We start from the raw sequence: 20,733 nt of genomic DNA, 5'->3' as shown, positions 1-20,733 counted from the left end.
GGTCGCCGACACCTGTCCAGAGACTGAACATCTGACGTGTCGATCCGTGGTCAGGCTGGGAGCCCGACATCCCCTGTCCCTCCCGAGGAGTGCCATGACCGTCATCGCAGACGTCGAGACCGATCTCGACCGCACCCGCTTCTTCATCAACGGCGAGTGGGTCGACCCGATCGGCTCCGAGAGCCACCGCGCACTGGAGGCCGCCACCGGGGAGGCACTCGGCACGGCGTCGCTCGGCACGGACGCCGACATCGACCGCGCGGTCAAGGCCGCCCGGGAGGCGCTCGACCACGGCCCCTGGGGTCGTACGACGGCCGCCGAGCGTGCGGCGTACATGCACAAGTTCGCCGACGCCCTCTCGAAGCGGGCCGAGGCGACCTCGACCCTGGTCAGCCGCGAGAACGGCATGCCGATCGGGCTGTCGACCGCCTTCAACGGCGCTGCCCCGGCCGGCCTGCTGCAGATGTATGCCGAGCAGATCAAGACGATGGACCTCGAGGAGGTCCGGCCCAGCGCGTCGGGCTCGACGATCGTGCGACGCGAGCCGGTCGGCGTGGTGGGCGCGATCGCGCCGTGGAACTACCCGCAGGTGCTGGCGATGATGAAGATCGCGCCCGCCCTGGCCGCCGGTTGCACGATCGTGCTGAAGCCGTCGCCCGAGACGGCGCTCGACTCCTACGTGATGGGTGACGCCGCCCAGGAGGCCGGGCTCCCGCCCGGCGTGCTCAACATCGTGCTGGCCGACCGGGAGGCCGGCGCCTCGCTGGTCTCGCACCCGCTGGTCGACAAGATCGCCTTCACCGGCTCCACCGAGACCGGTCGGATCATCGGCGCGGAGTGCGGCCGACTCATCCGCCGGATGACCCTGGAGCTGGGAGGCAAGTCGGCGGCGATCTTCCTCGAGGACGGCGACGTCGACACCTTCCTCGGCGGCATCGGGATGGCGTCGTTCATGAACAACAGCCAGACCTGCACGACGCAGTCGCGGATCCTCGCGCCGCGTTCCCGCTACGCCGAGGTGGTCGACGCCCTGGCCGGCTGGACGAACTCGCAGACCGTCGGCAACCCGCTGGACCCGTCGGTCACCATCGGCCCGATGGCCAGCGAGAAGCACCTCGAGCGCGTGCTCGGCTACATCGACGTGGCGAAGAACAGCAACGCGCGCCTGGTCTCCGGTGGTGGTCGCCCGCAGGACCAGGACCGCGGCTGGTTCGTGCAGCCCACCGTCTTCGCCGACGTCGACAACCACGACCGCCTCGCCCGTGAGGAGGTCTTCGGCCCGGTGATGGCGGTGATCCCGTTCGACGACGACGCCGACGCGGTGCGGATCGCCAACGACTCCAACTACGGCCTGGGCGGCTCGGTCTGGAGCACCGACGAGGGGCGCGCCCTCGACGTCGCCCGCCAGGTGCGCACCGGCACGATCGGGCTGAACTACTACAACCTCGACCTCGGTGCGCCGTTCGGCGGCATGAAGGACTCCGGGATCGGGCGTGAGATGGGGCCCGAGGCGATCAACCCGTACCTCGAGTACAAGTCGATCTACGCGAGCGCCGCCCACCTCGAGGGCTGACCCTCCGCCGGCGACGACGCCTCCTTCTCCGGGTCCTGCGGGCGCCCGTATGCTCGCGGGACACCGGAGAAGGAGTGTGCGTGACCCTCGACGTCGACGGCGACCTGTTCGACCTCGCCAACTCGCTCGCGGGACTCCTCGGGGCCCCCGTCACCATCGAGGACCGCGACACCATCGTGATCGCCTACTCCGGCGGCAACCAGGACGTCGACGAGGCGCGGATCGGCACGATCCTCGGCCGCCAGGTGCCGGTGCGCTACCGCGAGGCGATCGCCGCCACTGGTGTCTTCGAGAAGCTCCGGACGTCGGACGACGTGATCACCGTCGACCTCCCGGAGGAGCACATGGTCTCGCGTGCCGTGATCGCCGTACGCGACGAGGGCCGGCTGGCCGGCTCGATCTGGGCGGCCATCCCCGGCGGGCCGTCCGCGGCCCAGGCCGAGATCCTCCGCGCAGCCGCGCCCGTCGTGGCCGGCCGGCTGCGCGCCGAAGCCTCCCGGGCGGACCGCAACCGGCGTGAGCGGGTCGCGCTCCTCGACACGCTGCTCGGCGGGGGCGAGGAGGCCGAGGCCGTGGCCGCCGACCGCACGATGCGCGGCGACTGGGCGGTGGTGACGATCCGGAGCGCCGACGACGAAGCGCTCCACCAGGCCGCCGGACCCTTGACGCTGCACCTGGCCGCCATCGCGCCCGGCGCGCTCAGTGCACCGCAGGACCGCAGCATCCGCGGTGTCCTCCCGGCCGGCTCGGCCGCTCGCATCCTCGGCGACTTCCTGCGTCGCTTCGGGGCCCGCGACCGGCTGGCGGTCGGCATCGGTACGCCGGTGGGCCAGATCGCCGACCTTCCCGAGTCGCGGGTGGTCGCGGACCAGGTTGCCGACGCGCTCGTACGACGTGGGCGGGTCGGTGTGGTCGCCTCGCTCGACGACGTCTTCGCCGACGTGCTGGTCGACCGGCTCGAGGGTTTCCTCAACCTGCACAGGCGATCGAGCCCGTTGACCCGGCTCGCCGATCACGACCGCGCGCACGAGGGCGGGCTGGTCGACGCGGTCCGCGCCTTCCTCGACACCGGCGAGATCAGCACGGCGGCCGAGGCGCTGACCGTGCACCCGAACACCGTGCGCAACCGCCTGCGCCGGGCCCGCGAGGCCTGCGGCGTCGACGTCGGTGACCCGGCGGTCCGGCTGGCGCTGATGATCGACCTGCGCGTGGTCCGCTGAGGTCGGTCCCGGCGTGACCGATCAGTCGATGACCGTGATGCGTCCCGCGTAGTCGGACGCGAGCCTGGCGTACACCTCGGCGACGTAGTCCTGCCGGATCAGCAGCTGATCGGTGCGCAGGCGCTTCGCGTGCACGGGAAGGTCGGCTGGCGCGAGCTCGGCCAGGCTGGTCAGCGCCGTCGAGTAGTGCCCCACGATGCCAGCCGGCAGCAGGCGGGTCTCCACCGGGACCAGCTCGAGGGGGACGTCGAAGCGGACCACGTCGCAGGTCTCGCTGATCGCCGCCAGCTTGTCGACCGGCTCGCCACGGTGCGCCACGTAGAGCGGCCGGCACCCGGGGTGCAGCTCGCGGGCCGTGTCGATGAGCTCGCGCGCCACCTCGAGGGCGAGCGGCGCGTCCATCAGCCTGACCCGGGCGAACCCCTGGCCCACGACGAGGACGAGCGAGGAGGACCGTCGCAGGTCGCGGTAGCGCGACTTGAGCCAGGTCCATTCGTTGGCGAGCACGGTGTCCCCGGGCGCGGAGCGCAGGGACTCGGCCATCGAGGTGAAGAACGTGACGTCCGGCTGCGGCATGAAGCCGTCGCGCTCGGCCGCCTCGGTCCACTCGAGGGGTTCGAAGCCCCCCTGCGACCGGTCGATGGCCAGTGTCGACGCGCCGTCGTCGAGCACCACGACGTCGGAGCCGGTCCGCCCGAGCAGCGACGCGACCCGCCACCCGGAGGTGTCGCGGTAGTCGCCGATGACCACCGTGTCGACGGTGCGCTCGTTGCGGGCGATCGCGACCATCTCCTCGGCCACGGGTCCGGTGCTCGGTCCGGGCTTGCGGAACCCGGTCGACTTGCGCAGGTGGAAGGTGAAGCCGCGCAGGTGCATCAGCACGTTCATCGTCGGCCGCAGCATCGACGGGTCCTCATCCTGCATGGGCAGGAAGACGGTGCCCTTGGTGATGCCGTGCTCGCGGACGTACTCGAACAGCCCGAGAGCCTGGTACGGCGAACCGATCACGGCCACGATGGAAGGCGTCACGCAGCGGGCCTCAGGTCCGGTCGACGGAGTCGTCGGTGCCCAGGGCGACGTACCGGTTGAGGGCCGCGATCCCGGTCTCGATCTCCGCCTTCCTGGTGTCCTTCGACCACGTGGTGACGTTGCGGGACAGCGCGGTGACCGCCCTGGACTGGGCGGTGGTGTCCTTCGACAGGGCGGTGACGCTCTTCGAGACCTTGATGACGCGGCGGTCCGCGGAGGCGACTGCCCGTTCCGTGGCGGCGAACCGGGCCGCGGACTGGCGGGCGTAGCGCATCTGCTGGAGCAGGCCGAGGATCCCGAGAACCACGAGGATCCCGAGGAGTGCACCCACGGCCAGGTCGCCCAGGGCCTCGACGGCCACGGCGGAGACGACCACGACGGCGAGCGCGGCGATCGCCAGGATTGCCAGCCGTTGCTGCCTGTGGGCGCTCATCGCGGGCTCGAAGCGGCGGGGGTGGGAATCACGCGGACATGCTAGCCGGTGGTGGCCCACTGGCCCCCGGGCTCGCGGGCCATGGTGAACAATGGCGCGCGATGACTGACCATGCGACGAAGCGACGCGAGGCGCGCGCCGACATCCAGGCCCTCCGCGCGCTCGCGGTCGGCCTGGTCGTGGTCTATCACCTGTTCCCGAGCCGGCTGACCGGTGGCTTCATCGGCGTCGACACGTTCTTCGTGATCTCCGGGTTCCTGATCACCCTGCACCTGGTCGAGAAACCGCCCCGGGGAGGCCGCGACCTGCTCGCGTTCTGGGCCCGCCGGGCCCGTCGGCTGCTGCCTGCCTCCCTGACCGTGCTCGCGGCGACCCTGGGCGCGGCCTGGCTCTTCCTGCCCGAGACCCAGTGGGAGACCACCGCCGTCCACACGCGCGCCGCGGCGCTCTACTACGCGAACTGGCAGCTGGCGGCCGACGTGGTCGACTACCTGGCCGCGGAGAACGAGCCCTCGCCGGTCCAGCACTTCTGGTCGCTCGGCGTCGAGGAGCAGTTCTACCTGGGCTGGCCCGTCCTGCTCCTCGCGCTCACCGTGCTCGTGCCGGTCGCCCACCGGCTGCGCGGCTACTGGCTGGGCCTGGGCGCGGTCGTGGTGGCCTCACTGGTCTGGTCGGTCCACCTCACCGCCTCCGAGCCGGCCGCGGCGTACTTCGTCACCTGGACCCGGCTGTGGGAACTGGGTGCCGGTGGACTGCTCGCCCTCGCCGCCCCGACGGCCCGACGGTGGGCGGAGCAGCGCCCGCGGGGGGCCAACGCCGTCGCCGTGGCCGGCTGGTGCCTCATCCTCGTCACCGCGTTCCTCTACACCGACCGCACACCCTTCCCCGGCTGGCACGCGGCCCTGCCGGTGGTCGGCTCGGCCCTGGTCATCGCCGCCCACTCCCGGATGCGGGTGTACGACGTGCCGGGGGTGCAGTGGCTCGGCGACGTCTCCTACGCGGTCTACCTCTGGCACTGGCCGCTGATCGTCATCGCTCCCATCGCACTGAGCAAGGTGGCCGGGTCGCCCGAACGAGGGCCGCTCGACACGCTCCTGATCCTGGTCGCCACGTTGGTGCTCGCCGGGCTCACCAAGGTGCACATCGAGGACCGCTTCCGCACGCCCACCTGGTCCCGTCGGGTGGTGCCGAGCCTGGTGTCCGGTGGGGTCGGGATGGCTGTCGTCGTGGCGCTGGCCACCTCGCTCGTGGCGACGGTCAACGCGCAGCAGCGCGAGGACCGTACGGCGCTCGAGGCAATCCTCGACGGCAGCGACCCGTGCGCCGGCGCGGGTGCCCTCGACCCGGCGAGGTCGTGCCCGCCCAACGACAACACCGACCTGGTCCCGTCGCCCCTCCTGGCCAGCGAGGACTGGTCGGACGCCTACGACAAGCGCCCCGACGGCCGCAGCTGCTTCGCCGGCTCCTCCAGGTTCAAGGTGGTCGAGTGCACGTTCGGTGATCCCGACGGCACCGTCGACGTCGTCCTGGTCGGCAACTCCCACGCGGGCCAGTGGCTGCCCGCACTGCAGTCGATCGCGGAGCGTCGCCACTGGAGGATCACGACCTACCTCGCGAGCATGTGCACCGCGGCGGACCTGCCGCAGTACTTCGACACGGAGGGCTCGACGGCCGGCTGCATCGACTGGACCAGGGAGGTCTCCGAGTCCGTCGCCCAGGACAAGCCCGACCTCGTGGTCTTCACGAACCGCACCGGCCGGCCCGCCCTCGACGAGACCTCCGTCGAGGAGAGCGCCCCGAAGTACACGGCCGGTTTCCGCAAGACCCTGGGCGTGCTCACCTCGACCGGTGTGCCGGTGGTCGTCATCCGCGACACCCCCATCCCGATCCAGGACGGTATCGACGACATTCCCGACTGCCTGGCCCTCCACGACGACGATCCCGCGGCGTGCTCGGGTCCGCGGGACGTGTGGGAGTCGGGGGACCCCAGCATCGCGGCCGCCCGGCAGCTCGCCGACCGCGGCGTCTCGATCGCGGACCTGACCGACTCGCTGTGCGACGAGACCACCTGCTGGGGTGCGATCGGCGGGGTGGTCGTCTATGCCGACGGGCACCACCTGACCAACACGTACTCCCACACGCTGGCTCCGCAGCTCGCGCCGTACCTCCTCAAGGCGCTGGGCCGACGCTGAGCCGGGCAGGTCAGGTGGCCGTGGTCAGCAGGTCGGCCAGGCCGGCGCCCACCACGGCCTCGACGAGCCGGAAGTCGTACTCGGTGTCGATGTTGAACGCCTGCGACTCGGGGATCTCGAGTGCCAGGAAGCTGCCCTCGTCGAGCCAGCTGTGCTCCAGCCGGCGGACGAAGTCAGCGCGCCACAGGTAGAAGTTGCCGTTGAGCTTCAGGAAGCTGCGTCCGGCGTCCTGTCGCCGCGTCACGCCGGCGGCCTCGGGGAAGGCCCGACGCAGGGTGCCGGAGGCGTCGACGTCGACGCCGGTCGACATCGGGTCGAACCCGGGCACGGACACGCTGACCACCCCGTCGGTCTCGGGGCGCGAGCCCAGCAGGTCGACGGCCTCGGCCAGGAGTGCCGGGTCCCGCAGCGGGCTGGTCGGTTCGAGCAGGAGCACGGCGTCGTACGGCCTGCCTTCGTCGGACTCGGCAAACGACAGGGCGTGCGCGATCACCGGCCCGGTCGGGGCCGTGTCGGAGGACAGCTCGGCGGGGCGGAGGAACGGGACGTCCGCGCCCAGGGACCGCGACACCGCCGCGATCTGCTCGTCGTCGGTGCTGACCAGGGTGCGGCGTACGGCGGGAACCGTGCGGGCCGCGGCGATCGAGTGGCCGACCAGGGGCACGCCGCCCAGCTCCATCAGGTTCTTGCCGGGCAGGCCGCGGGACCCACCTCGTGCGGGAACCACGGCCAGGATGCGCTCGATCAACTGGGACTCTCCGTTCCGGGACACCGGTTCGCGCCGCCGCGAGACCCGTCCGACCCCGACCCTATGATGGCCCTGCCACGGACCCGTGGCGCCCACGCCCCGATCGCTCGAGACGGAAGCCACGATGATCCACGCCGATGACCGCATCCCCCGGGCGGACGTCGGGTCGACGCTGCTCGAGGCCATCGCCGTCATCGACCGGGGAGCCCTCGGCATCTGCTGCCTGGTCGACGACGCCGGCCGCCTGCAGGGCGTGCTGACCGACGGCGACACCCGGCGAGCGCTGATCGCGGGCCACCCGTTGACGGCGCCGGCGATCGACCACGCCACCGCCAGCCCCCACACGGTGGTCGCCGGCACCCCGCGCGCCCACGTGCTCGACCTGATGCACGCCTGGCGGGTCTCGGCCATCCCCGAGGTCGATGCCGCCGGCCTGGTGCACGGCGTCCACGCGCTCTCCGACGTCATCGGACCCCCCGACCTGCCCAACGTCGCCGTGATCATGGCCGGCGGCAAGGGCACCCGGCTCGGCGACCTCACCCGTCATGTCCCGAAGCCGCTGATGACGGTCGCCGGGCGCCCGATCATCGACTGGATCATCCTGGGGCTCGTCGGCGACGGCATCCGCAAGATCCACGTCAGCGTCAACCACCTCGCCGACCAGATCATCGACCACGTCGGCGACGGCAGGCGGCTGGGCGCCGAGGTCGGCTACCTCCGGGAGGATCCCGAGACCCCGCTGGGCACCGGTGGTTCGTTGGCACTCCTCCGAGACCGGCCCACCGAGCCGATGCTGGTGATGAACGGCGACCTCATGGTCGACTTCGACGCCCAGCAGCTGCTCCGGTTCCACACCCAGTCGCAGTCGCGGATCACCGTCGGCGTGCGGCAGTACTCCCACACCGTGCCGTTCGGGGTGGTCGAGCACGACGCCGAGCACCGCATCCAGCAGCTCGTCGAGAAGCCCGACCTGACGGTCTCGATCAACACCGGGGTCTACTGCATCGACCCTGACTTGATCGGGCTCGTCCCACCCGACACGATGAGCCACATGCCTGATCTCGTCCAGCGCTGCCTCGACGACGGTCAGCGGGTCTCGGCCTGGGAACTCTCCTCGGACTGGATCGATGTCGGAACCCCGGCGGACCTCGCCCGGGCGAAAGGAGCCGGATGAGCACGTTGGCCGAGTCCCTCGCGGGGCGCACCGTCCTGGTGACCGGATCGGACGGGTTCATCGGTAGCCACGTCGTCGAGGGCCTGATCGGCCTGGGCGCCCGGGTGAAGGCGTTCGCGCTCTACAACTCTTTCGGGTCGCTGGGCTGGCTCGACAGCTCGGAGGTCTTCGCCGCCGCGGTCGAGTCCGGGCAGGCGGAGTTCGTCCTGGGCGACATCCGCGACGCCGAGCACGTCTCGGCCGCCGTCGAGGGTGTCGACGTGGTGCTCCACCTCGCCGCCCTCATCGCGATCCCCTACTCCTACGTGGCGCCGCGGTCGTACGTCGACACCAACGTCACCGGCACCCTCAACGTGCTCGAGGCCGTACGCCGCCACGGCACCCCACGGCTGGTGCACACCTCCACCTCGGAGGTCTACGGAACGCCGCAGACCGTGCCGATCACCGAGGAGCACGCGCTGCGCGGGCAGTCGCCGTACTCCGCCACGAAGATCGCGGCCGACAAGCTCGCCGAGTCCTACGCGCTCTCCTTCGACACCCCGGTCACGATCCTGCGGCCGTTCAACACCTTCGGGCCCCGCCAGTCGGCCCGGGCGGTCATCCCGACCGTCCTGGCCCAGCTGCTGGCCGGCGCCGAAGAGCTGCGCCTCGGCTCGATCACCCCCCAGCGCGACTTCACCTTCGTCACCGACACCGCACTCGGGTTCGCCCGCGCCGCCGTCGCCGACGTCACCCCCGGCACCACAGTCCAGCTCGGCACCGGTCGCACCGTGTCCATCGGCGAGGTCGTCGACATCGCCCGGCGGATCACCGGGTCGAGTGCGAAGGTCGTCGTCGAGGACGAACGGGTCCGCCCGGCAGGGTCCGAGGTCGAGATCCTGCTCTCCGACCCGAGCCTGGCCAAGGAGCTGATCGGCTGGACGCCGCAGGTGGACCTCGAGACCGGCCTGGAGCTCACCCGCGACTGGATCGCCGAGAACGTCGACCTCGCGACGGCTCACCGGTACCACCGATGACCGCACCTCGGGAGCCCAGCGCCCCGGGTGCGCCGGGAGCGGTCGGTACGATTCCGCTGGCCACGCCCAACGTCGGCGAGGCCGAGCGCAACGCCGTGCTCGCGGCAATCGACTCCGGCTTCGTGTCCTCCGTCGGGCCCGAGGTCACCCAGTTCGAGCAGGAGTTCGCCGAGCTGGTCGGGACCAGGCACGCCGTGGCCACGGCGAGCGGGACCGCCGCGCTGCACGTGGCCCTGCGCCTGGCCGGCGTCGGTCCGGGCGACGAGGTCTTCGTCTCCGACTTCACCTTCATCGGCTCGGCCAACCCGGTCGCCTACCTGGGTGCCGACGTCGTGCTGGTCGACTCGGAGCCCGACTCCTGGAACATGGACCCCGAGCTCCTCGAGCAGGAGCTGGACCGCCGTGCGCGGGCCGGTGAGGCCATGCCGCGCGCCATCGAGCTGGTCCACGTCCTCGGGCAGCCGGCCGCCGGACACCGCATCGCCGAGATCGCCCGACGCCACGGCATCGCGCTGGTCGAGGACGCCGCCGAGAGCCTCGGTGCCCGATGGGTCGACGACGTCGGAGACGCCGTCCACACCGGCGCCCTCGGCCGGCTGGGTGCGTTCTCCTTCAACGGCAACAAGATCGTCACCGCGGGCGGCGGCGGCATGATCGTCACCGACGACGACGAGCTCGCCCGCCGCGCGCGCCACCTGACCACCCAGGCCAAGGTGCCCGACGTCGGCTACCTGCACGACGAGGTGGGCTACAACTACCGGCTCACCAACCTCGCCGCCGCGCTCGGCCTGGCCCAGCTGCGCCGGCTCGACGAGTTCGTGGCCGCCAAGCGTGACATCGCCGCACGTTACGACGCTGCGTTCGCCGATCTCCCGCTCACCCTGGGCCCCAGGGTGGCCGGCACCGAGTCGACGTACTGGCTCTACTCCGTCCTCGCCGCCGACCAACCCAGCCGCGACGCACTGCTGGAGCACCTCGCGCGGGAGGGTGTCGGAGCCCGCGCACTGTGGCGTCCGCTGCACCAGCAGCCGCCGTTCAGCGGCGCGCGCACGATCGGCGGCGACGTCGCCACCAGCCTGTTCGACCGGGGGCTGTCCCTGCCCTGCTCCACCGACCTGAGCGCCGACGACCACGCTCGCGTCGTGGCCGCGGTGCGGTCGTTCTTCAACTCCTGAGGCTCACTCGTCGACGAAGTGCTTGGCCCGGGCCGGAGGGTCCGCCACGACCACGTCGACGATGCGGCGGGCGGCCGTGCCGTCGCCGTACGGGTTGACCACGCGGGCGGCCCGTTGCCGGAAGCCGTCGTCGAGGACCTGCCGCAACGCGGCGCCGACGGCGGCCTCGCCCTCGTCCGACCAGAGGACGTTGTCGGACCGGAGCCGCCCCTGCTGGCGCAGCCCGACGTCGACGGCCGGTACGCCGACGGACGCCGCCTCGATCACGCCTGACGACGAGTTGCCGACCACCACGTCGCAGGACGCGAGGACGGCGGGGTAGCGCGGGCCGAGCGCCTCGACCACGAGCAGCCGCTCGTCACCCTGGAGGCGGGTCAACGCGGCCAGCACGTCGTCCCGGCCGGCATCCATGCCCGGGTGTGTCGCCACGACCGTGCCGCACACGTCGAGGGTGGCGCGCAGCGCCTCCTCGGCCCACCGGCCGATGTCGTGCGTGGCCGACGCGGTGGGCGGGTGGTAGGTGAACAGGGCCAGGGGGCGCCGCACCGGGACCCCGAGGAGTGCCTCCAGCTCGGCGTCGTCCAACCGGGTCCGTGCCGCGTAGCGGTCGAGCCCGGGCGCCCCGGTGACGTGGATGCGCTCAGGCTCCTCGCCGAGCCGGGCGACCCGCTCCGCGGCGTCCTGCGAGGCGACGCAGTGGACGTCGGCCAGCTTGGTGACGGCATGGCGGACCCGCTCGTCGATCGCCCCGCTGGTGACCTCGCCACCGTGCAGGTGCACGACCGGCACACCGGCCAGCACGAACGGCGGTACGACGTACAGCAGCTCCCACCTGTCACCCAGGACCACGAGGCGGTCCACCGGATGCTCGGCCACCACGCGACCGGCTCCGGTCGACAGGGCGGGACCGTGGCGCAGCTGGGCGGCCAGGTCGACCTCGTCGAGCGGGGCGGCCAGGGCGATGACGGAGGACACCGAGCCTTCCAGTCGGTCGGCCAGGCCGGCGGCGTCGAAGGCCAGGCCGGTGAGAACGACGGTCTCGACCTCGGGGCGGGACGTGAGCTCGGCCAGCACCGGCTGCAACGGCCCGAGATCGGCACGCGTGCCGACGAAGACCGCGACCTTCACGCGAGCTCCACGTCGGCCGCCGTGATCGGGTCACCGGCACGGACCGGACGGATCACCCGGGCGCCGACGACCGCTGTGCTCGGCGCCAGGCCGTGCTCCGGGCGCAGGGTGACCGCGTCGTCGGGCACCAGCGTGTGTCCGGAGGGCAGGTCGCGCGCGGCGTGCCAGGAACGGCGTACGAGCGTGGCGTTCTCGACCTCGGCGGGCATCCGTCGCTTCACGCCGTCGCCCAGGGACGCGAAGGCGTCGCGCACCGCGGTCACGTAGTCGGTGAGCTCGTCCGGCTCGAGGCTGGCCGCGTGGTCGGGTCCGGGCAGGGTGCGGTCGGTCGTCACGTGCTTCTCCAGCACGGTGGCGCCCAGCGCGACGGCGGCGACGGCACTGGTCAGCCCCAGCGTGTGGTCGGACCAGCCGACCGGCACCCCGTGCTTCGCGGCGAGCGCCGGGATGACCCGGAGGTTCGCCTCGTCGATCGGGGCGGGGTAGGCGGAGACGCAGTGCAGGAGGGTCACCGACGGTGCCGCGGAGGTGGCCTCGAGAGCGGCCGCGACCTCGGCCTCGTCGCCCATCCCGGTGGACACCAGCAGGGGCAGGCCCAGCTCGGCGAGGGCCCGGAGGAACGGGGTGTTGGTCAGCTCGCCCGACGAGGTCTTGATCGCGGCGACCCCGAGGTCGGCCAGCAGTCGGGCGCTGTCGAGGTCGAACGGCGTGCTCAGGAACGTGAGCCCTTCACCTTCGGCGTGGTCGCGGAGTCGCTCCCACGCCTCGGCCGGCAGGGTCAGCGCCGCGAGGAGCCCGGCCTGGTCCTCCGCGCCGCCCCGGTCCCGCTGGTAGGGGGTGGTCTGCGCGTGCGACGAGACCAGCAGGGCCGGGTCGAAGGTCTGGAACTTGACCGCGTCGGCACCGGACCGGGCGGCCACGTCGATGAGCTCGTGGGCGAGGGCCTCGTCGCCGTTGTGGTTGACGCCGGCCTCGGCGATCACCGTGAGCCGGTCGGCGGGCGGAAAGACTGGGCGCTCGTCGTTCATGACGGGGTCCTCTCGGTGCGGTGGCGTTCCACGGCGGGCACCCCGACGACGCAGGCATTCTCGGGGACGTCGCGGGTCACGACCGCCCCTGCGCCGATCACGGCATGGGCGCCCACGGTGACCCCCGGAAGGATCGTGGCCCCGGATCCGACGAACGTGCCGGCGCCCACGCTCGCCCCGCCGAGGACGACGGCGCCGGGCGCCACGTGGACCCCGTCACCGAGGGTCACGTCGTGCTCGACGACGGCCGCCGTGTTGACGATGACACCGCGTCCGACGCGGGCACCCGGGCCGACATGGGCGTGGTGCAGCACCACCGACGAGCCGCCGAGCGTGACGTCGGCGGACACGGTCGAGGTGCTGGCCGCTGCGGAGAACAACAGGTCGGGTGGCAGCTGGTCGATCACCTCGAGCCGACGGCGGTTCTCGCCGATCGTGACGACCAGGCGCCGGTCCTGCTGCTGGGCCAGCGCGATCGCGTCGGAGTCGGAGTCGAGGACGTCGACCGACCACTCCCGGGTCGAGACACCCGCGACGGCGACCAGCTCGGCCACTCCGAGCAGGGCGTGGGCGACGCTGGCCGCATGGCCGCCGGCCCCCACGGAGATCCAGGGGGTCAGCACGGCAACGGGTTCGGACGACACGGCCCGAGTCTAGGGCCGGTGCCGAGGGTGTCGAGACGGCCTCGTTCCTCGGCCCGCTCAACCACCGCAGGGGGCGTTGGCCGATTGCACAAGGGAAGTGGCGGAACCGTGGAGGTTCGGGCAGCCCGGAGGGGCGTGGACTTCGCCAGACTCGTGGACATGGCTGAGCACCCTGAACACGTGGTCGTCGTCGGCGCCGGGATGGTCGGTCTCTCGACCGCCTGGTACCTCCAGCAGGAGGGCGTAAAGGTCACCGTCGTCGACCGGTACGGCGTGGCCGCCGGCTCCTCGTGGGGCAACGCCGGATGGCTCGCGCCCGCCCTGACCCTGCCGCTGCCGGAGCCGGCCATGCTCAGGACCGGCATCCTCGCGACGCTGAAGCCCGACTCCCCGGTCTACGTGCCGTTCCGCGCGGACCCGCGTCTCGTGCAGTTCCTCCTCGGCTTCGCCCGCCACTGCACGGAAGGCCACTGGGGCAAGGCGATCGAGGTCTTCAACCGGGCCAACGCCGGCGCCCTGGCGGCGTACGACGAGCTCACCGAGCACGACGGCACCGGACGCGTCGAGGAGCCGACCCTGAACGCCGAGCCGTTCCTGGCCGGCTTCGTCTCCGACGCGGACCGCGCCGTGCTGGTCGAGGAGTTCCGGCACGTCGCCCAGACCGGCGGCCTCACCGACTTCGAGCTGCTCGACGGCGACGACCTGCACACCCTGGAGCCGTCGCTCGGCAAGGTCGTCACGCACGGCGCCCGCCTGCACGGCCAGCGCTACCTCAACCCCGGTCGCTTCGTGCACGCCCTCGCCGAGGCGGTGCAGGCCCGCGGCGGCGAGATCGTCGACGGCCAGCAGGTCACCGGCGTGAGCCAGCGCGGTGCACGGGTGCTGGTGGCCAGCAAGGGCCGCGAGTCGATCGTCGCGGACGCCGTCGTGCTCGCCAACGGCAGCTGGCTCGGCGAGCTGGCCCGCCCCCACGGCGTGCGCAAGGTGGTGCAGGCCGGCCGCGGCTACAGCTTCACCGTGCACCCCGACCACGTGCCGACCGGTCCGGTCTACTTCCCGACCCAACGGGTCGCGTGCACGCCGCTCGGCAAGCCCGAGGAGGGCCTGCGGGTGGCCGGCATGATGGAGTTCCGCAGCCCCGACGACCCGCTCGACCAGCGCCGCATCCAGGCCATCGTCGACGCGGCCACCCCGATGTTCACCGGTGTCGACTGGTCGCAGCGGCACGACGAGTGGGTCGGCTCGCGGCCGTGCACCACCGACGGCCTGCCGCTGGTCGGGGCCAGCCGCTCCGACCGGGTCTTCGTCGCCGGCGGTCACGGCATGTGGGGCGTGGCGCTGGGGCCGTTGACCGGCAAGCTGCTGGCCGGCCGGATCGCGGGCAGCTCCACCGCCGGTGACCGCGACCTGCTGAGCGCCTTCGACCCCCTGCGGAAGTAGCATCGGGGGAGTGACCCTCCCCGATCTCACTGGCGATCTCACCGGCGCCCAGCTCAGCGCGGCCGGTGTCGAACGCGCCGCCGACGTGCTGCGCCCGGTGGTCCGGCGTACGCCGTTGGAGCTGAGCGTGCGGCTCAGCGAACGGGCCGGTGTGCCCGTGCTGCTCAAGCGTGAGGACCAGCAGCTCTCCCGCTCCTACAAGATCCGCGGTGCGCACCACCTGATCGCCGGGCTCACTGACGCCGAGCGCGAACGCGGTGTGGTCTGCGCCAGTGCCGGCAACCACGGACAGGGTCTCGCACTGAGCTGCGCCACCTTGGGCATCCACGGTCGGGTCGTCGTACCCCAGAACACCCCGCGGCAGAAGCGGCAACGCATCCTCGCCCTCGGCGAGGGCCTGGTCGAGCTGGTCATGGTCGGCAGCTCGTACGACGAGGCGAGCGCGGCCGCCCACGCCGACGCGGAGCAGTCCGGTGCGGTCTACGTGCACCCGTTCGACGACCCGCGCACGATCGTCGGGCAGGGCACCATCGGGCCCGAGCTGGTCGAGCAGGCCCTCGAGGCCGGCCACGATCTCGGCACCGTGGTGGTGCCGATCGGCGGCGGCGGACTCATCTCCGGCATCGCGCTGTGGCTGCGTGAGCGGCACCCCGACATCCGCATCGTCGGCGCCGAGCCCGCGGGGGCGGCCAGCATGACCGCCGCACTGGGCCACGGGGCGCCGATCGGGCTGACCGAGCTCGACACCTTCATCGACGGCGCCGCGGTCGGCCGCGTGGGCGACCTGACCTACCCGATCGTGCGCGACCTGGTCGACGAGGTGGTGACCGTGCCCGAGGGGGCGGTGTGCACCGAGATGCTCGCGCTCTACCAGACCGAGGGCGTCATCGCGGAGCCCGCCGGTGCCCTGGCCAGCGCGGCCGTCTCCCGCATCGACGCGGGCGGCCGGGCGGTCGCGGCGATCGTGTCGGGCGGCAACAACGACGTCAGTCGCTACGCCGAGATCGTCGAGCGCTCGCTGCTCCACGAGGGGCTGCGGCACTACTTCCTGGTGACCTTCCCCCAGGAGCCTGGCGCGCTGCGGCACTTCCTCGAGGACGTCCTGATCGAGGGCGCGGACATCGTGGTCTTCGAGTACGTCAAGAAGAACAACCGCGAGACCGGGCCGGCCCTGGTCGGCATCGAGCTCGAGCGCGCCACCGATCTCGCCGAGCTGATGGAGCGCATGACGGCGAGCCCGTTGACCATCGAGCTGGTCCCGCCGGGGTCCCCGGTGTTCAGCTTCCTGCTCTGAGCCTCGCTGAGTTGCCCGAAGCCCTTGGCCTGCTCCCGGGAAGGGAGAAGACTGACCACTGAAGGGCGCGGTCTCGCGCCCCGGCGGTTCCGGCCAGGAAGGAGCGAACTGTGATGACAGGGATGCATGCGGGTGCGGGGGACCGGCTGATCGTGCACAGCGGGCACGTCGGCGAAGCGGAGCGTGAGGCGGAGATCCTCGAGGCGCGCGGATCGGAGGGCACCCCGCCCTTCCTCGTGCGCTGGACGGACGGGCACGAGTCACTCGTCTACCCGGGGCCGGACGCGCAGGTGCGGCCGGCAGGACAGGACCTGCCGCAGGAGTGACGGATGGTCAGGCCTCGTCGCCCGGGAGGTGCGGGTCGGCGAGGAGGTACTGCGCCAGCTTGCCGTCGTGGTCGCGGTCGTGCGGCTTGACCGGCTCGGGGATCATCCGGCCCTCGGTGGTGTCCCAGAAGTGGTCGACGCCCAGGCAGATGCGCCGGGCCACCTTGCCGGGCAGGCCGAGGTGCGGCACGTAGGGGTGGGGTCGCGTGGGCGAGTGCAGCTCCGCACCGTAGACGCGGTCGGCCAGGTCGGAGCGCGCCTCTGAGGTGGTGTGTTCGACGAGGGCGGTGACCACTTCCTCCTCGAGCGCCATGAACTCGTCGAAGCGCCGGTGCAGGTCGGCCCAGATGTCGTGCCACGGGCGGTGGATCGCGTGCGCCTCGCCGTACAGCTTGGCCTTGGTCTGGGCCATGGCGTACTCGAGGTCGCGGCTGGTGCGGGAGAACCGGTGGGCGACGTCGTTGCCGTCAGGCAGTCGCCGTCGTGCGGCCGGCACGAGCACGGCGTTCGCCGCGGCGAGGTGTCGGCTCGCGCTGGCCAGGAATGTGTCCGTGGCAGGGAAGCGGTCGCGCGGCCTGTCGTGTGTCGGCTTGTGCCACTCAGCGGTGGAGAGCCGTTCGTCGAGGACGTCGTGCGTGGCCTTGATGCTGTGCAGAAGCTTGTCGTGCATGGCCGTCATCTCCAGGGTCCCGAGCGAGCATGCGCTGTGCTCCCTTCCAGTGTGCGTCGCCGTACGCCGGAAGGGAAGGCACAGGCGCAGTGCCCGGCCCGTGGGAACTCGGCCCCGTCGGAACTCAGCCCTCTTCGAATTCGGCCTGCTCGAGGAACTCCGCGGCCACCTTCAGCAGCTGTACGGCGACCTCGGGGTCGAGGCCGGCCATGGTGACCTTCAGCCCGAGGTCGGAGCTCGGGTCGAGGTTCCAGTCCTCGTCGTCCTCGGCCGCCTGCGGCTGGCTGAAGTCGACCAGCTCGAGGAACATCCCCGGCTTCTCGCCACCGAGGGCGACGACGTGCAGCGACTCCGGGTCGCCGATGAACCGGGCTCCGACGCTGAGGGTTGCTTCGACTTCTTCTTCGTCGCTCATGGGTCCGCCTCCCGGACTCGAGGGTGTTTCTGAGGAGACTAGCGACGTCGCGAAACCGACCGTGGGAGACGTCGGTCGTCGAGCCCTGGGGTTCGGTTGTCGAGCTTGTCGAGACACGGTTGTCGAGCTTGTCGAGACATAGAACGTGTTCTAGGTTGGCTGGCATGAGCTCTGAACCCCTGCGCGTCGTCGGCTGGTCCACCGGAACGGTCGGGCGTCATGTCATCGCCGGCATCGACCGGCACCCCGATCTCGAGCTGGTCGGGGTCTGGGTCTCTGGTCCGGAGAAGGACGGCCAGGACGTCGGGCGCCTGGCCGGGCTCGACCGCGACCTCGGCGTCACCGCGACCACCGACCGCGACGCGTTGATCGCGCTGGCGCCGGACGCGATCGTGCACACCGCGATGACCGACGACCGCATCTTCGCGGCGATCGAGGACCTCCAGGCATTCGTCGCGGCCGGCATCAACGTGGTCTCCAGCGGACCGGTGCTGCTGCAGTACCCGTACGGCGTGCTGTGGGACGAGGCGCTCAGCTCCCTCGAGAAGGCCTGCGCCGAGGGTGGGGCGAGCCTGCACGTCAACGGCATCGACCCGGGATTCGCCAACGACGTGCTGCCACTGGTGATGACGTCGCTCTCGCAGCGCATCGACCAGGTGAAGGTCAGCGAGATCGCCGACTACTCGACGTACTACCAACCCGTCGTCATGCGCGACATCTTCGGTTTCGGCAAGCCGGTCGACGCCGACGACGTGATGCTGTGGCAGCCCGGAATCCTCAGCATGGGTTGGGGATCCGTGGTCCGGCAGATCGCCGCCGGGCTCGGGGTCACGCTCGACGAGCCGCTCACCGAGACCGTCGACCGGCGTCCGGCGCCGGTCGACACCGAGACCGTCTCCGTCGACATCGCCGCCGGCACGATGGGGGCAGTGAGGTTCCAGGTCATCGGCCGCGTCGACGGCGAGGACAAGATCGTCCTCGAGCACATCACGCGCACCGCCGAGGACCAGGTGCCCGAGTGGCCGACCCCGCCCGAGGGTGGCGGCTGCTACCGCGTCGAGATCACCGGTCAGCCGATGATGAAGGTCGACTTCACGCACCGTGGTGAGGACGGCGACCACAACGTCTCGGGCATGGTCACCACCGCACAGCGTCTGGTGAACTCGGTGTCCTCCGTGGTCGCGGCGGAGCCCGGCATCGTCACCGCGCTGGACCTGCTCCACGTGACCGGCAAGGGGCTGGTCTCTTGAGCATCCTCGACAGGTTCACCGTCACCGACCACGTCGCGGTCGTCACCGGGGCCGGTCGCGGGATCGGTGCGGCCACCGCCGTCGCACTCGCACAGGCGGGCGCCGACGTGCTGATCGCGGCCCGGCACGCAGACCAGCTGGAGGCGGTCGCCGATCTGGTGCGTGGTGCGGGGCGCCGTGCGGTCGTCGTACCGGCGGACCTGTCGGACACCGACGCGGCTGCGGGTCTCGCGCAGGCGGCGTACGACGCGTTCGGCCGACTCGACATCGTGGTCAACAACGTCGGCGGCACCATCCCGAACGCCTTCCTCGACACCGACGTGGCCTACCTGGAAGAGGCGTTCCACTTCAACGTCAGCACGGCGCACGCGCTGAGCCGGGCGGCCGTGCCGCTGATGCTGACCGGTCCGCCGGACGCGCAGAGGTCGATCGTCTCGATCAGCTCGATGATGGGGCGCGCGTCGGGTCGGGGCTACCTCGCCTACGGCACCGCCAAGGCGGCGCTGGCGCACTGGACCCGGCTGGCGGCCACCGACCTGGCCCCGCGCATCCGGGTCAACGGCGTCTTCGTCGGCTCGGTGATGACCAGCGCGCTGGAGTTCGTCGCCGGCGTGCCCGAGATGATGGAGCAGCTGGAGACCAGGACCCCGTTGGGCCGGGTGGGGGAGCCCGAGGACATCGCCGCCGGCGTCGTCTACCTGGCGTCGAGGGCCGGTCAGTACGTCACCGGGAAGCTGCTCGAGATCGACGGCGGCATCCAGCAGCCGAACCTCGATCTCGGTGTGCCGGACGTCACCTGAAGTGACCCGGCGGTACGTGACATGGTGGCCCGATGACTGACTGGACCGAGCCGGGAGCGTTCGAGGTCGCCCCCGGCGTGCACCGCATCCCGCTGCCCCTGCCGATGGACGGGCTGCGTGCGGTCAACGTCTACGCGATCGACACCGGCGACGGGCTGACCCTGATCGACGGCGGCTGGGCGATCGAGGAGTCGCGCACCCTGCTGGAGAAGTCACTGGCCTCGATCGACCGCCAGGTCTCCGACATCACCCGGTTCCTGGTCACGCACGTGCACCGCGACCACTACACGCAGGCCGTGACCGTGCGCCGTGAGTTCGGCTCGCACGTCTCGCTCGGCATCGGCGACAAGCCGACTCTCGACCTGATCCACGACCCCGACGTCGAGGAGGACCCGTACGTCGAGGTGCTGCGCACCTCCGGCGCGGGCCAGATGGCCACCGACTGGGGCACCTACACGGCCGAGATGACTCCCGACCTGACCCTGTGGGAGGCACCCGACACCTGGCTCAGCGGCGACCACGAGATCGCGGTCGGGCAGCGCACGCTCGAGGCGGTCTCCACGCCAGGTCACACCCAGGGCCACTACGTCTTCGCCGACCACGGCGACGGGCTGCTCTTCGCCGGCGACCACGTGCTGCCGACGATCACTCCCTCGATCGGCTTCGAGCCCAAGCTGGCCGGCCAGCCGCTCGGCGACTTCCTGAACTCGCTGGCGAAGGTGCGCGCCATGCCCGACCTGCGGCTGCTGCCCGCGCACGGTGCGGTCACCGGCTCGACCCATGCGCGGGTCGACGAGCTGACCGCACACCACGACGTACGACTCGACCTCTGTCGCGAAGCGGTCGCCGCCGAGCCGGCGTCGTCGTACGACGTGGCCGCCCGGCTGCCGTGGACCCGTCACGAGCGCAAGCTGAAGGACCTCGACCTCTTCAACTCGGCGCTGGCCACCCTCGAGACCCGGGCCCACCTCGAGCTGCTCGTCGCTCGCGGCGAGATGACCCGCACCCTCACCGACGGCGTCCACATCTACGCGATCCCCTGATGTAACGCGGGGTTACGGTCGCTCCACACGCGTTGTGACGCGTGCGAACCGTCAACAGCACCGCACAAGTCCGGACCCCTTCACAGGCTGACCCTTCACAGGCTGACCTGTCACAGATCCGGGACGGCCGGTGTC

20 protein-coding genes are annotated in these 20,733 nt (G+C 71.6%); 12 read left to right on the top strand and 8 right to left on the bottom strand.

Annotation, left to right across the window (positions count from 1 at the left end):
* Positions 1–94 precede the first annotated feature (94 nt).
* The gene (locus ASD66_RS06095) at positions 95–1,573 is read left to right on the top strand and encodes an aldehyde dehydrogenase (protein WP_056890306.1); all 1,479 of its coding nucleotides are present in this window, start codon (positions 95–97) and stop codon (positions 1,571–1,573) included.
* An 80-nt stretch (positions 1,574–1,653) separates the two neighbouring features.
* Complete coding sequence (locus ASD66_RS06090; RefSeq protein WP_056890305.1) at positions 1,654–2,793, top strand: PucR family transcriptional regulator; 1,140 nt, start codon at positions 1,654–1,656, stop codon at positions 2,791–2,793.
* A gap of 21 nt (positions 2,794–2,814) precedes the next feature.
* On the opposite strand, the gene ASD66_RS06085 is transcribed toward ASD66_RS06090, so the two are convergent.
* Both ASD66_RS06085 and ASD66_RS06080 read right to left on the bottom strand, forming a co-directional pair.
* Positions 2,815–3,822, bottom strand: coding sequence for a hypothetical protein (locus ASD66_RS06085; protein ID WP_056890304.1), 1,008 nt, complete (start codon positions 3,820–3,822; stop codon positions 2,815–2,817).
* A 10-nt stretch (positions 3,823–3,832) separates the two neighbouring features.
* The gene (locus ASD66_RS06080) at positions 3,833–4,255 is read right to left on the bottom strand and encodes a hypothetical protein (RefSeq protein ID WP_056890303.1); all 423 of its coding nucleotides are present in this window, start codon (positions 4,253–4,255) and stop codon (positions 3,833–3,835) included.
* 101 nt (positions 4,256–4,356) lie between these two features.
* Here ASD66_RS06080 and ASD66_RS06075 point away from each other — a divergent pair, with 101 nt between their 5' ends.
* Positions 4,357–6,447, top strand: a complete 2,091-nt coding sequence (locus ASD66_RS06075; RefSeq protein ID WP_056688875.1) for an acyltransferase family protein — start codon at positions 4,357–4,359, stop codon at positions 6,445–6,447.
* Positions 6,448–6,457: 10 nt separating this feature from the next.
* Here the strand turns inward: ASD66_RS06075 and ASD66_RS06070 are convergent, their stop codons facing one another.
* Positions 6,458–7,195, bottom strand: coding sequence for a cytidylyltransferase domain-containing protein (locus ASD66_RS06070; protein WP_056688872.1), 738 nt, complete (start codon positions 7,193–7,195; stop codon positions 6,458–6,460).
* A gap of 124 nt (positions 7,196–7,319) precedes the next feature.
* On the opposite strand from ASD66_RS06070, the gene ASD66_RS06065 reads away from it, so the two are divergent.
* The 3 genes from ASD66_RS06065 to ASD66_RS06055 are packed head-to-tail and all read left to right on the top strand — an operon-like array spanning position 7,320 to position 10,560.
* Complete coding sequence (locus tag ASD66_RS06065) at positions 7,320–8,369, top strand: nucleotidyltransferase family protein (protein ID WP_056688870.1); 1,050 nt, start codon at positions 7,320–7,322, stop codon at positions 8,367–8,369.
* Positions 8,366–9,385 carry a GDP-mannose 4,6-dehydratase gene (locus tag ASD66_RS06060; protein ID WP_056688867.1) on the top strand — a complete coding sequence of 340 codons (1,020 nt, stop codon included), beginning with the start codon at positions 8,366–8,368 and terminating at the stop codon, positions 9,383–9,385. Before ASD66_RS06065 ends, ASD66_RS06060 begins: the two co-directional genes overlap by 4 nt.
* Positions 9,382–10,560 carry an aminotransferase class I/II-fold pyridoxal phosphate-dependent enzyme gene (locus tag ASD66_RS06055; RefSeq protein ID WP_056688865.1) on the top strand — a complete coding sequence of 393 codons (1,179 nt, stop codon included), beginning with the start codon at positions 9,382–9,384 and terminating at the stop codon, positions 10,558–10,560. Before ASD66_RS06060 ends, ASD66_RS06055 begins: the two co-directional genes overlap by 4 nt.
* Positions 10,561–10,563: 3 nt before the next feature.
* On the opposite strand, the gene neuC is transcribed toward ASD66_RS06055, so the two are convergent.
* From neuC to ASD66_RS06040, 3 genes are read right to left on the bottom strand one after another with little or no spacing between them, the layout of a single operon-like run.
* Complete coding sequence (gene neuC, locus ASD66_RS06050; protein ID WP_082599338.1) at positions 10,564–11,688, bottom strand: UDP-N-acetylglucosamine 2-epimerase; 1,125 nt, start codon at positions 11,686–11,688, stop codon at positions 10,564–10,566.
* Positions 11,685–12,716, bottom strand: coding sequence for an N-acetylneuraminate synthase family protein (locus tag ASD66_RS06045; RefSeq protein WP_056688862.1), 1,032 nt, complete (start codon positions 12,714–12,716; stop codon positions 11,685–11,687). The genes neuC and ASD66_RS06045 overlap by 4 nt, the downstream gene beginning before the upstream one ends.
* Complete coding sequence (locus tag ASD66_RS06040; RefSeq protein WP_156388549.1) at positions 12,713–13,360, bottom strand: acetyltransferase; 648 nt, start codon at positions 13,358–13,360, stop codon at positions 12,713–12,715. The genes ASD66_RS06045 and ASD66_RS06040 overlap by 4 nt, the downstream gene beginning before the upstream one ends.
* 159 nt (positions 13,361–13,519) lie before the next feature.
* On the opposite strand from ASD66_RS06040, the gene ASD66_RS06035 reads away from it, so the two are divergent.
* The 3 genes from ASD66_RS06035 to ASD66_RS06025 all read left to right on the top strand — a co-directional run bounded on the left by ASD66_RS06035 (position 13,520) and on the right by ASD66_RS06025 (position 16,420).
* On the top strand, positions 13,520–14,800 hold the full coding sequence (locus ASD66_RS06035) for an NAD(P)/FAD-dependent oxidoreductase (RefSeq protein WP_056688998.1): 1,281 nt from the start codon (positions 13,520–13,522) through the stop codon (positions 14,798–14,800).
* A 10-nt stretch (positions 14,801–14,810) separates the two neighbouring features.
* Positions 14,811–16,094 (top strand): threonine ammonia-lyase IlvA, encoded by a 1,284-nt coding sequence (gene ilvA / locus ASD66_RS06030; protein ID WP_056890302.1) that lies wholly within the window; start codon positions 14,811–14,813, stop codon positions 16,092–16,094.
* Positions 16,095–16,207: 113 nt separating this feature from the next.
* Positions 16,208–16,420 (top strand): DUF1918 domain-containing protein, encoded by a 213-nt coding sequence (locus ASD66_RS06025; RefSeq protein ID WP_235529973.1) that lies wholly within the window; start codon positions 16,208–16,210, stop codon positions 16,418–16,420.
* 7 nt (positions 16,421–16,427) lie between these two features.
* Here ASD66_RS06025 and ASD66_RS06020 read toward each other — a convergent pair whose 3' ends face one another.
* Together ASD66_RS06020 and ASD66_RS06015 are read right to left on the bottom strand one after the other, a co-directional pair.
* Positions 16,428–17,090, bottom strand: coding sequence for a hypothetical protein (locus tag ASD66_RS06020; RefSeq protein WP_056688853.1), 663 nt, complete (start codon positions 17,088–17,090; stop codon positions 16,428–16,430).
* A 124-nt stretch (positions 17,091–17,214) separates the two neighbouring features.
* On the bottom strand, positions 17,215–17,505 hold the full coding sequence (locus ASD66_RS06015; RefSeq protein WP_056688847.1) for a hypothetical protein: 291 nt from the start codon (positions 17,503–17,505) through the stop codon (positions 17,215–17,217).
* A gap of 164 nt (positions 17,506–17,669) precedes the next feature.
* On the opposite strand from ASD66_RS06015, the gene ASD66_RS06010 reads away from it, so the two are divergent.
* Genes ASD66_RS06010 through ASD66_RS06000 form a run of 3 tightly spaced genes read left to right on the top strand, consistent with a single transcriptional unit; the run spans position 17,670 to position 20,598 of the window.
* Positions 17,670–18,755 (top strand): diacylglycerol kinase, encoded by a 1,086-nt coding sequence (locus ASD66_RS06010; protein ID WP_056890301.1) that lies wholly within the window; start codon positions 17,670–17,672, stop codon positions 18,753–18,755.
* Entirely contained in the window at positions 18,752–19,555 is an 804-nt protein-coding gene (locus ASD66_RS06005) for an SDR family oxidoreductase (RefSeq protein ID WP_082564170.1), read from the top strand. The genes ASD66_RS06010 and ASD66_RS06005 overlap by 4 nt, the downstream gene beginning before the upstream one ends.
* A gap of 32 nt (positions 19,556–19,587) precedes the next feature.
* Complete coding sequence (locus tag ASD66_RS06000; RefSeq protein ID WP_056688842.1) at positions 19,588–20,598, top strand: MBL fold metallo-hydrolase; 1,011 nt, start codon at positions 19,588–19,590, stop codon at positions 20,596–20,598.
* Positions 20,599–20,733 lie beyond the last annotated feature (135 nt).

It is taken from the genome of Nocardioides sp. Root151 (assembly GCF_001427925.1).
Lineage (GTDB): Bacteria > Actinomycetota > Actinomycetes > Propionibacteriales > Nocardioidaceae > Nocardioides.
This window is presented reverse-complemented; position numbering and strand designations above follow the sequence as displayed.

Coding starts and splice junctions, on each gene's coding strand:
- ASD66_RS06080 (WP_056890303.1), bottom strand. CDS start 4,255: ATGAGCGCCCACAGGCAGCAACGGCTGGCAATCCTGGCGATCGCCGCG.
- ASD66_RS06065 (WP_056688870.1), top strand. CDS start 7,320: ATGATCCACGCCGATGACCGCATCCCCCGGGCGGACGTCGGGTCGACG.
- ASD66_RS06055 (WP_056688865.1), top strand. CDS start 9,382: ATGACCGCACCTCGGGAGCCCAGCGCCCCGGGTGCGCCGGGAGCGGTC.
- ASD66_RS06075 (WP_056688875.1), top strand. CDS start 4,357: ATGACTGACCATGCGACGAAGCGACGCGAGGCGCGCGCCGACATCCAG.
- ASD66_RS06015 (WP_056688847.1), bottom strand. CDS start 17,505: ATGAGCGACGAAGAAGAAGTCGAAGCAACCCTCAGCGTCGGAGCCCGG.
- ASD66_RS06060 (WP_056688867.1), top strand. CDS start 8,366: ATGAGCACGTTGGCCGAGTCCCTCGCGGGGCGCACCGTCCTGGTGACC.
- ASD66_RS06010 (WP_056890301.1), top strand. CDS start 17,670: ATGAGCTCTGAACCCCTGCGCGTCGTCGGCTGGTCCACCGGAACGGTC.
- ASD66_RS06045 (WP_056688862.1), bottom strand. CDS start 12,716: ATGAACGACGAGCGCCCAGTCTTTCCGCCCGCCGACCGGCTCACGGTG.
- ASD66_RS06000 (WP_056688842.1), top strand. CDS start 19,588: ATGACTGACTGGACCGAGCCGGGAGCGTTCGAGGTCGCCCCCGGCGTG.
- ASD66_RS06095 (WP_056890306.1), top strand. CDS start 95: ATGACCGTCATCGCAGACGTCGAGACCGATCTCGACCGCACCCGCTTC.
- ASD66_RS06035 (WP_056688998.1), top strand. CDS start 13,520: ATGGCTGAGCACCCTGAACACGTGGTCGTCGTCGGCGCCGGGATGGTC.
- ASD66_RS06025 (WP_235529973.1), top strand. CDS start 16,208: ATGACAGGGATGCATGCGGGTGCGGGGGACCGGCTGATCGTGCACAGC.
- ASD66_RS06020 (WP_056688853.1), bottom strand. CDS start 17,090: ATGCACGACAAGCTTCTGCACAGCATCAAGGCCACGCACGACGTCCTC.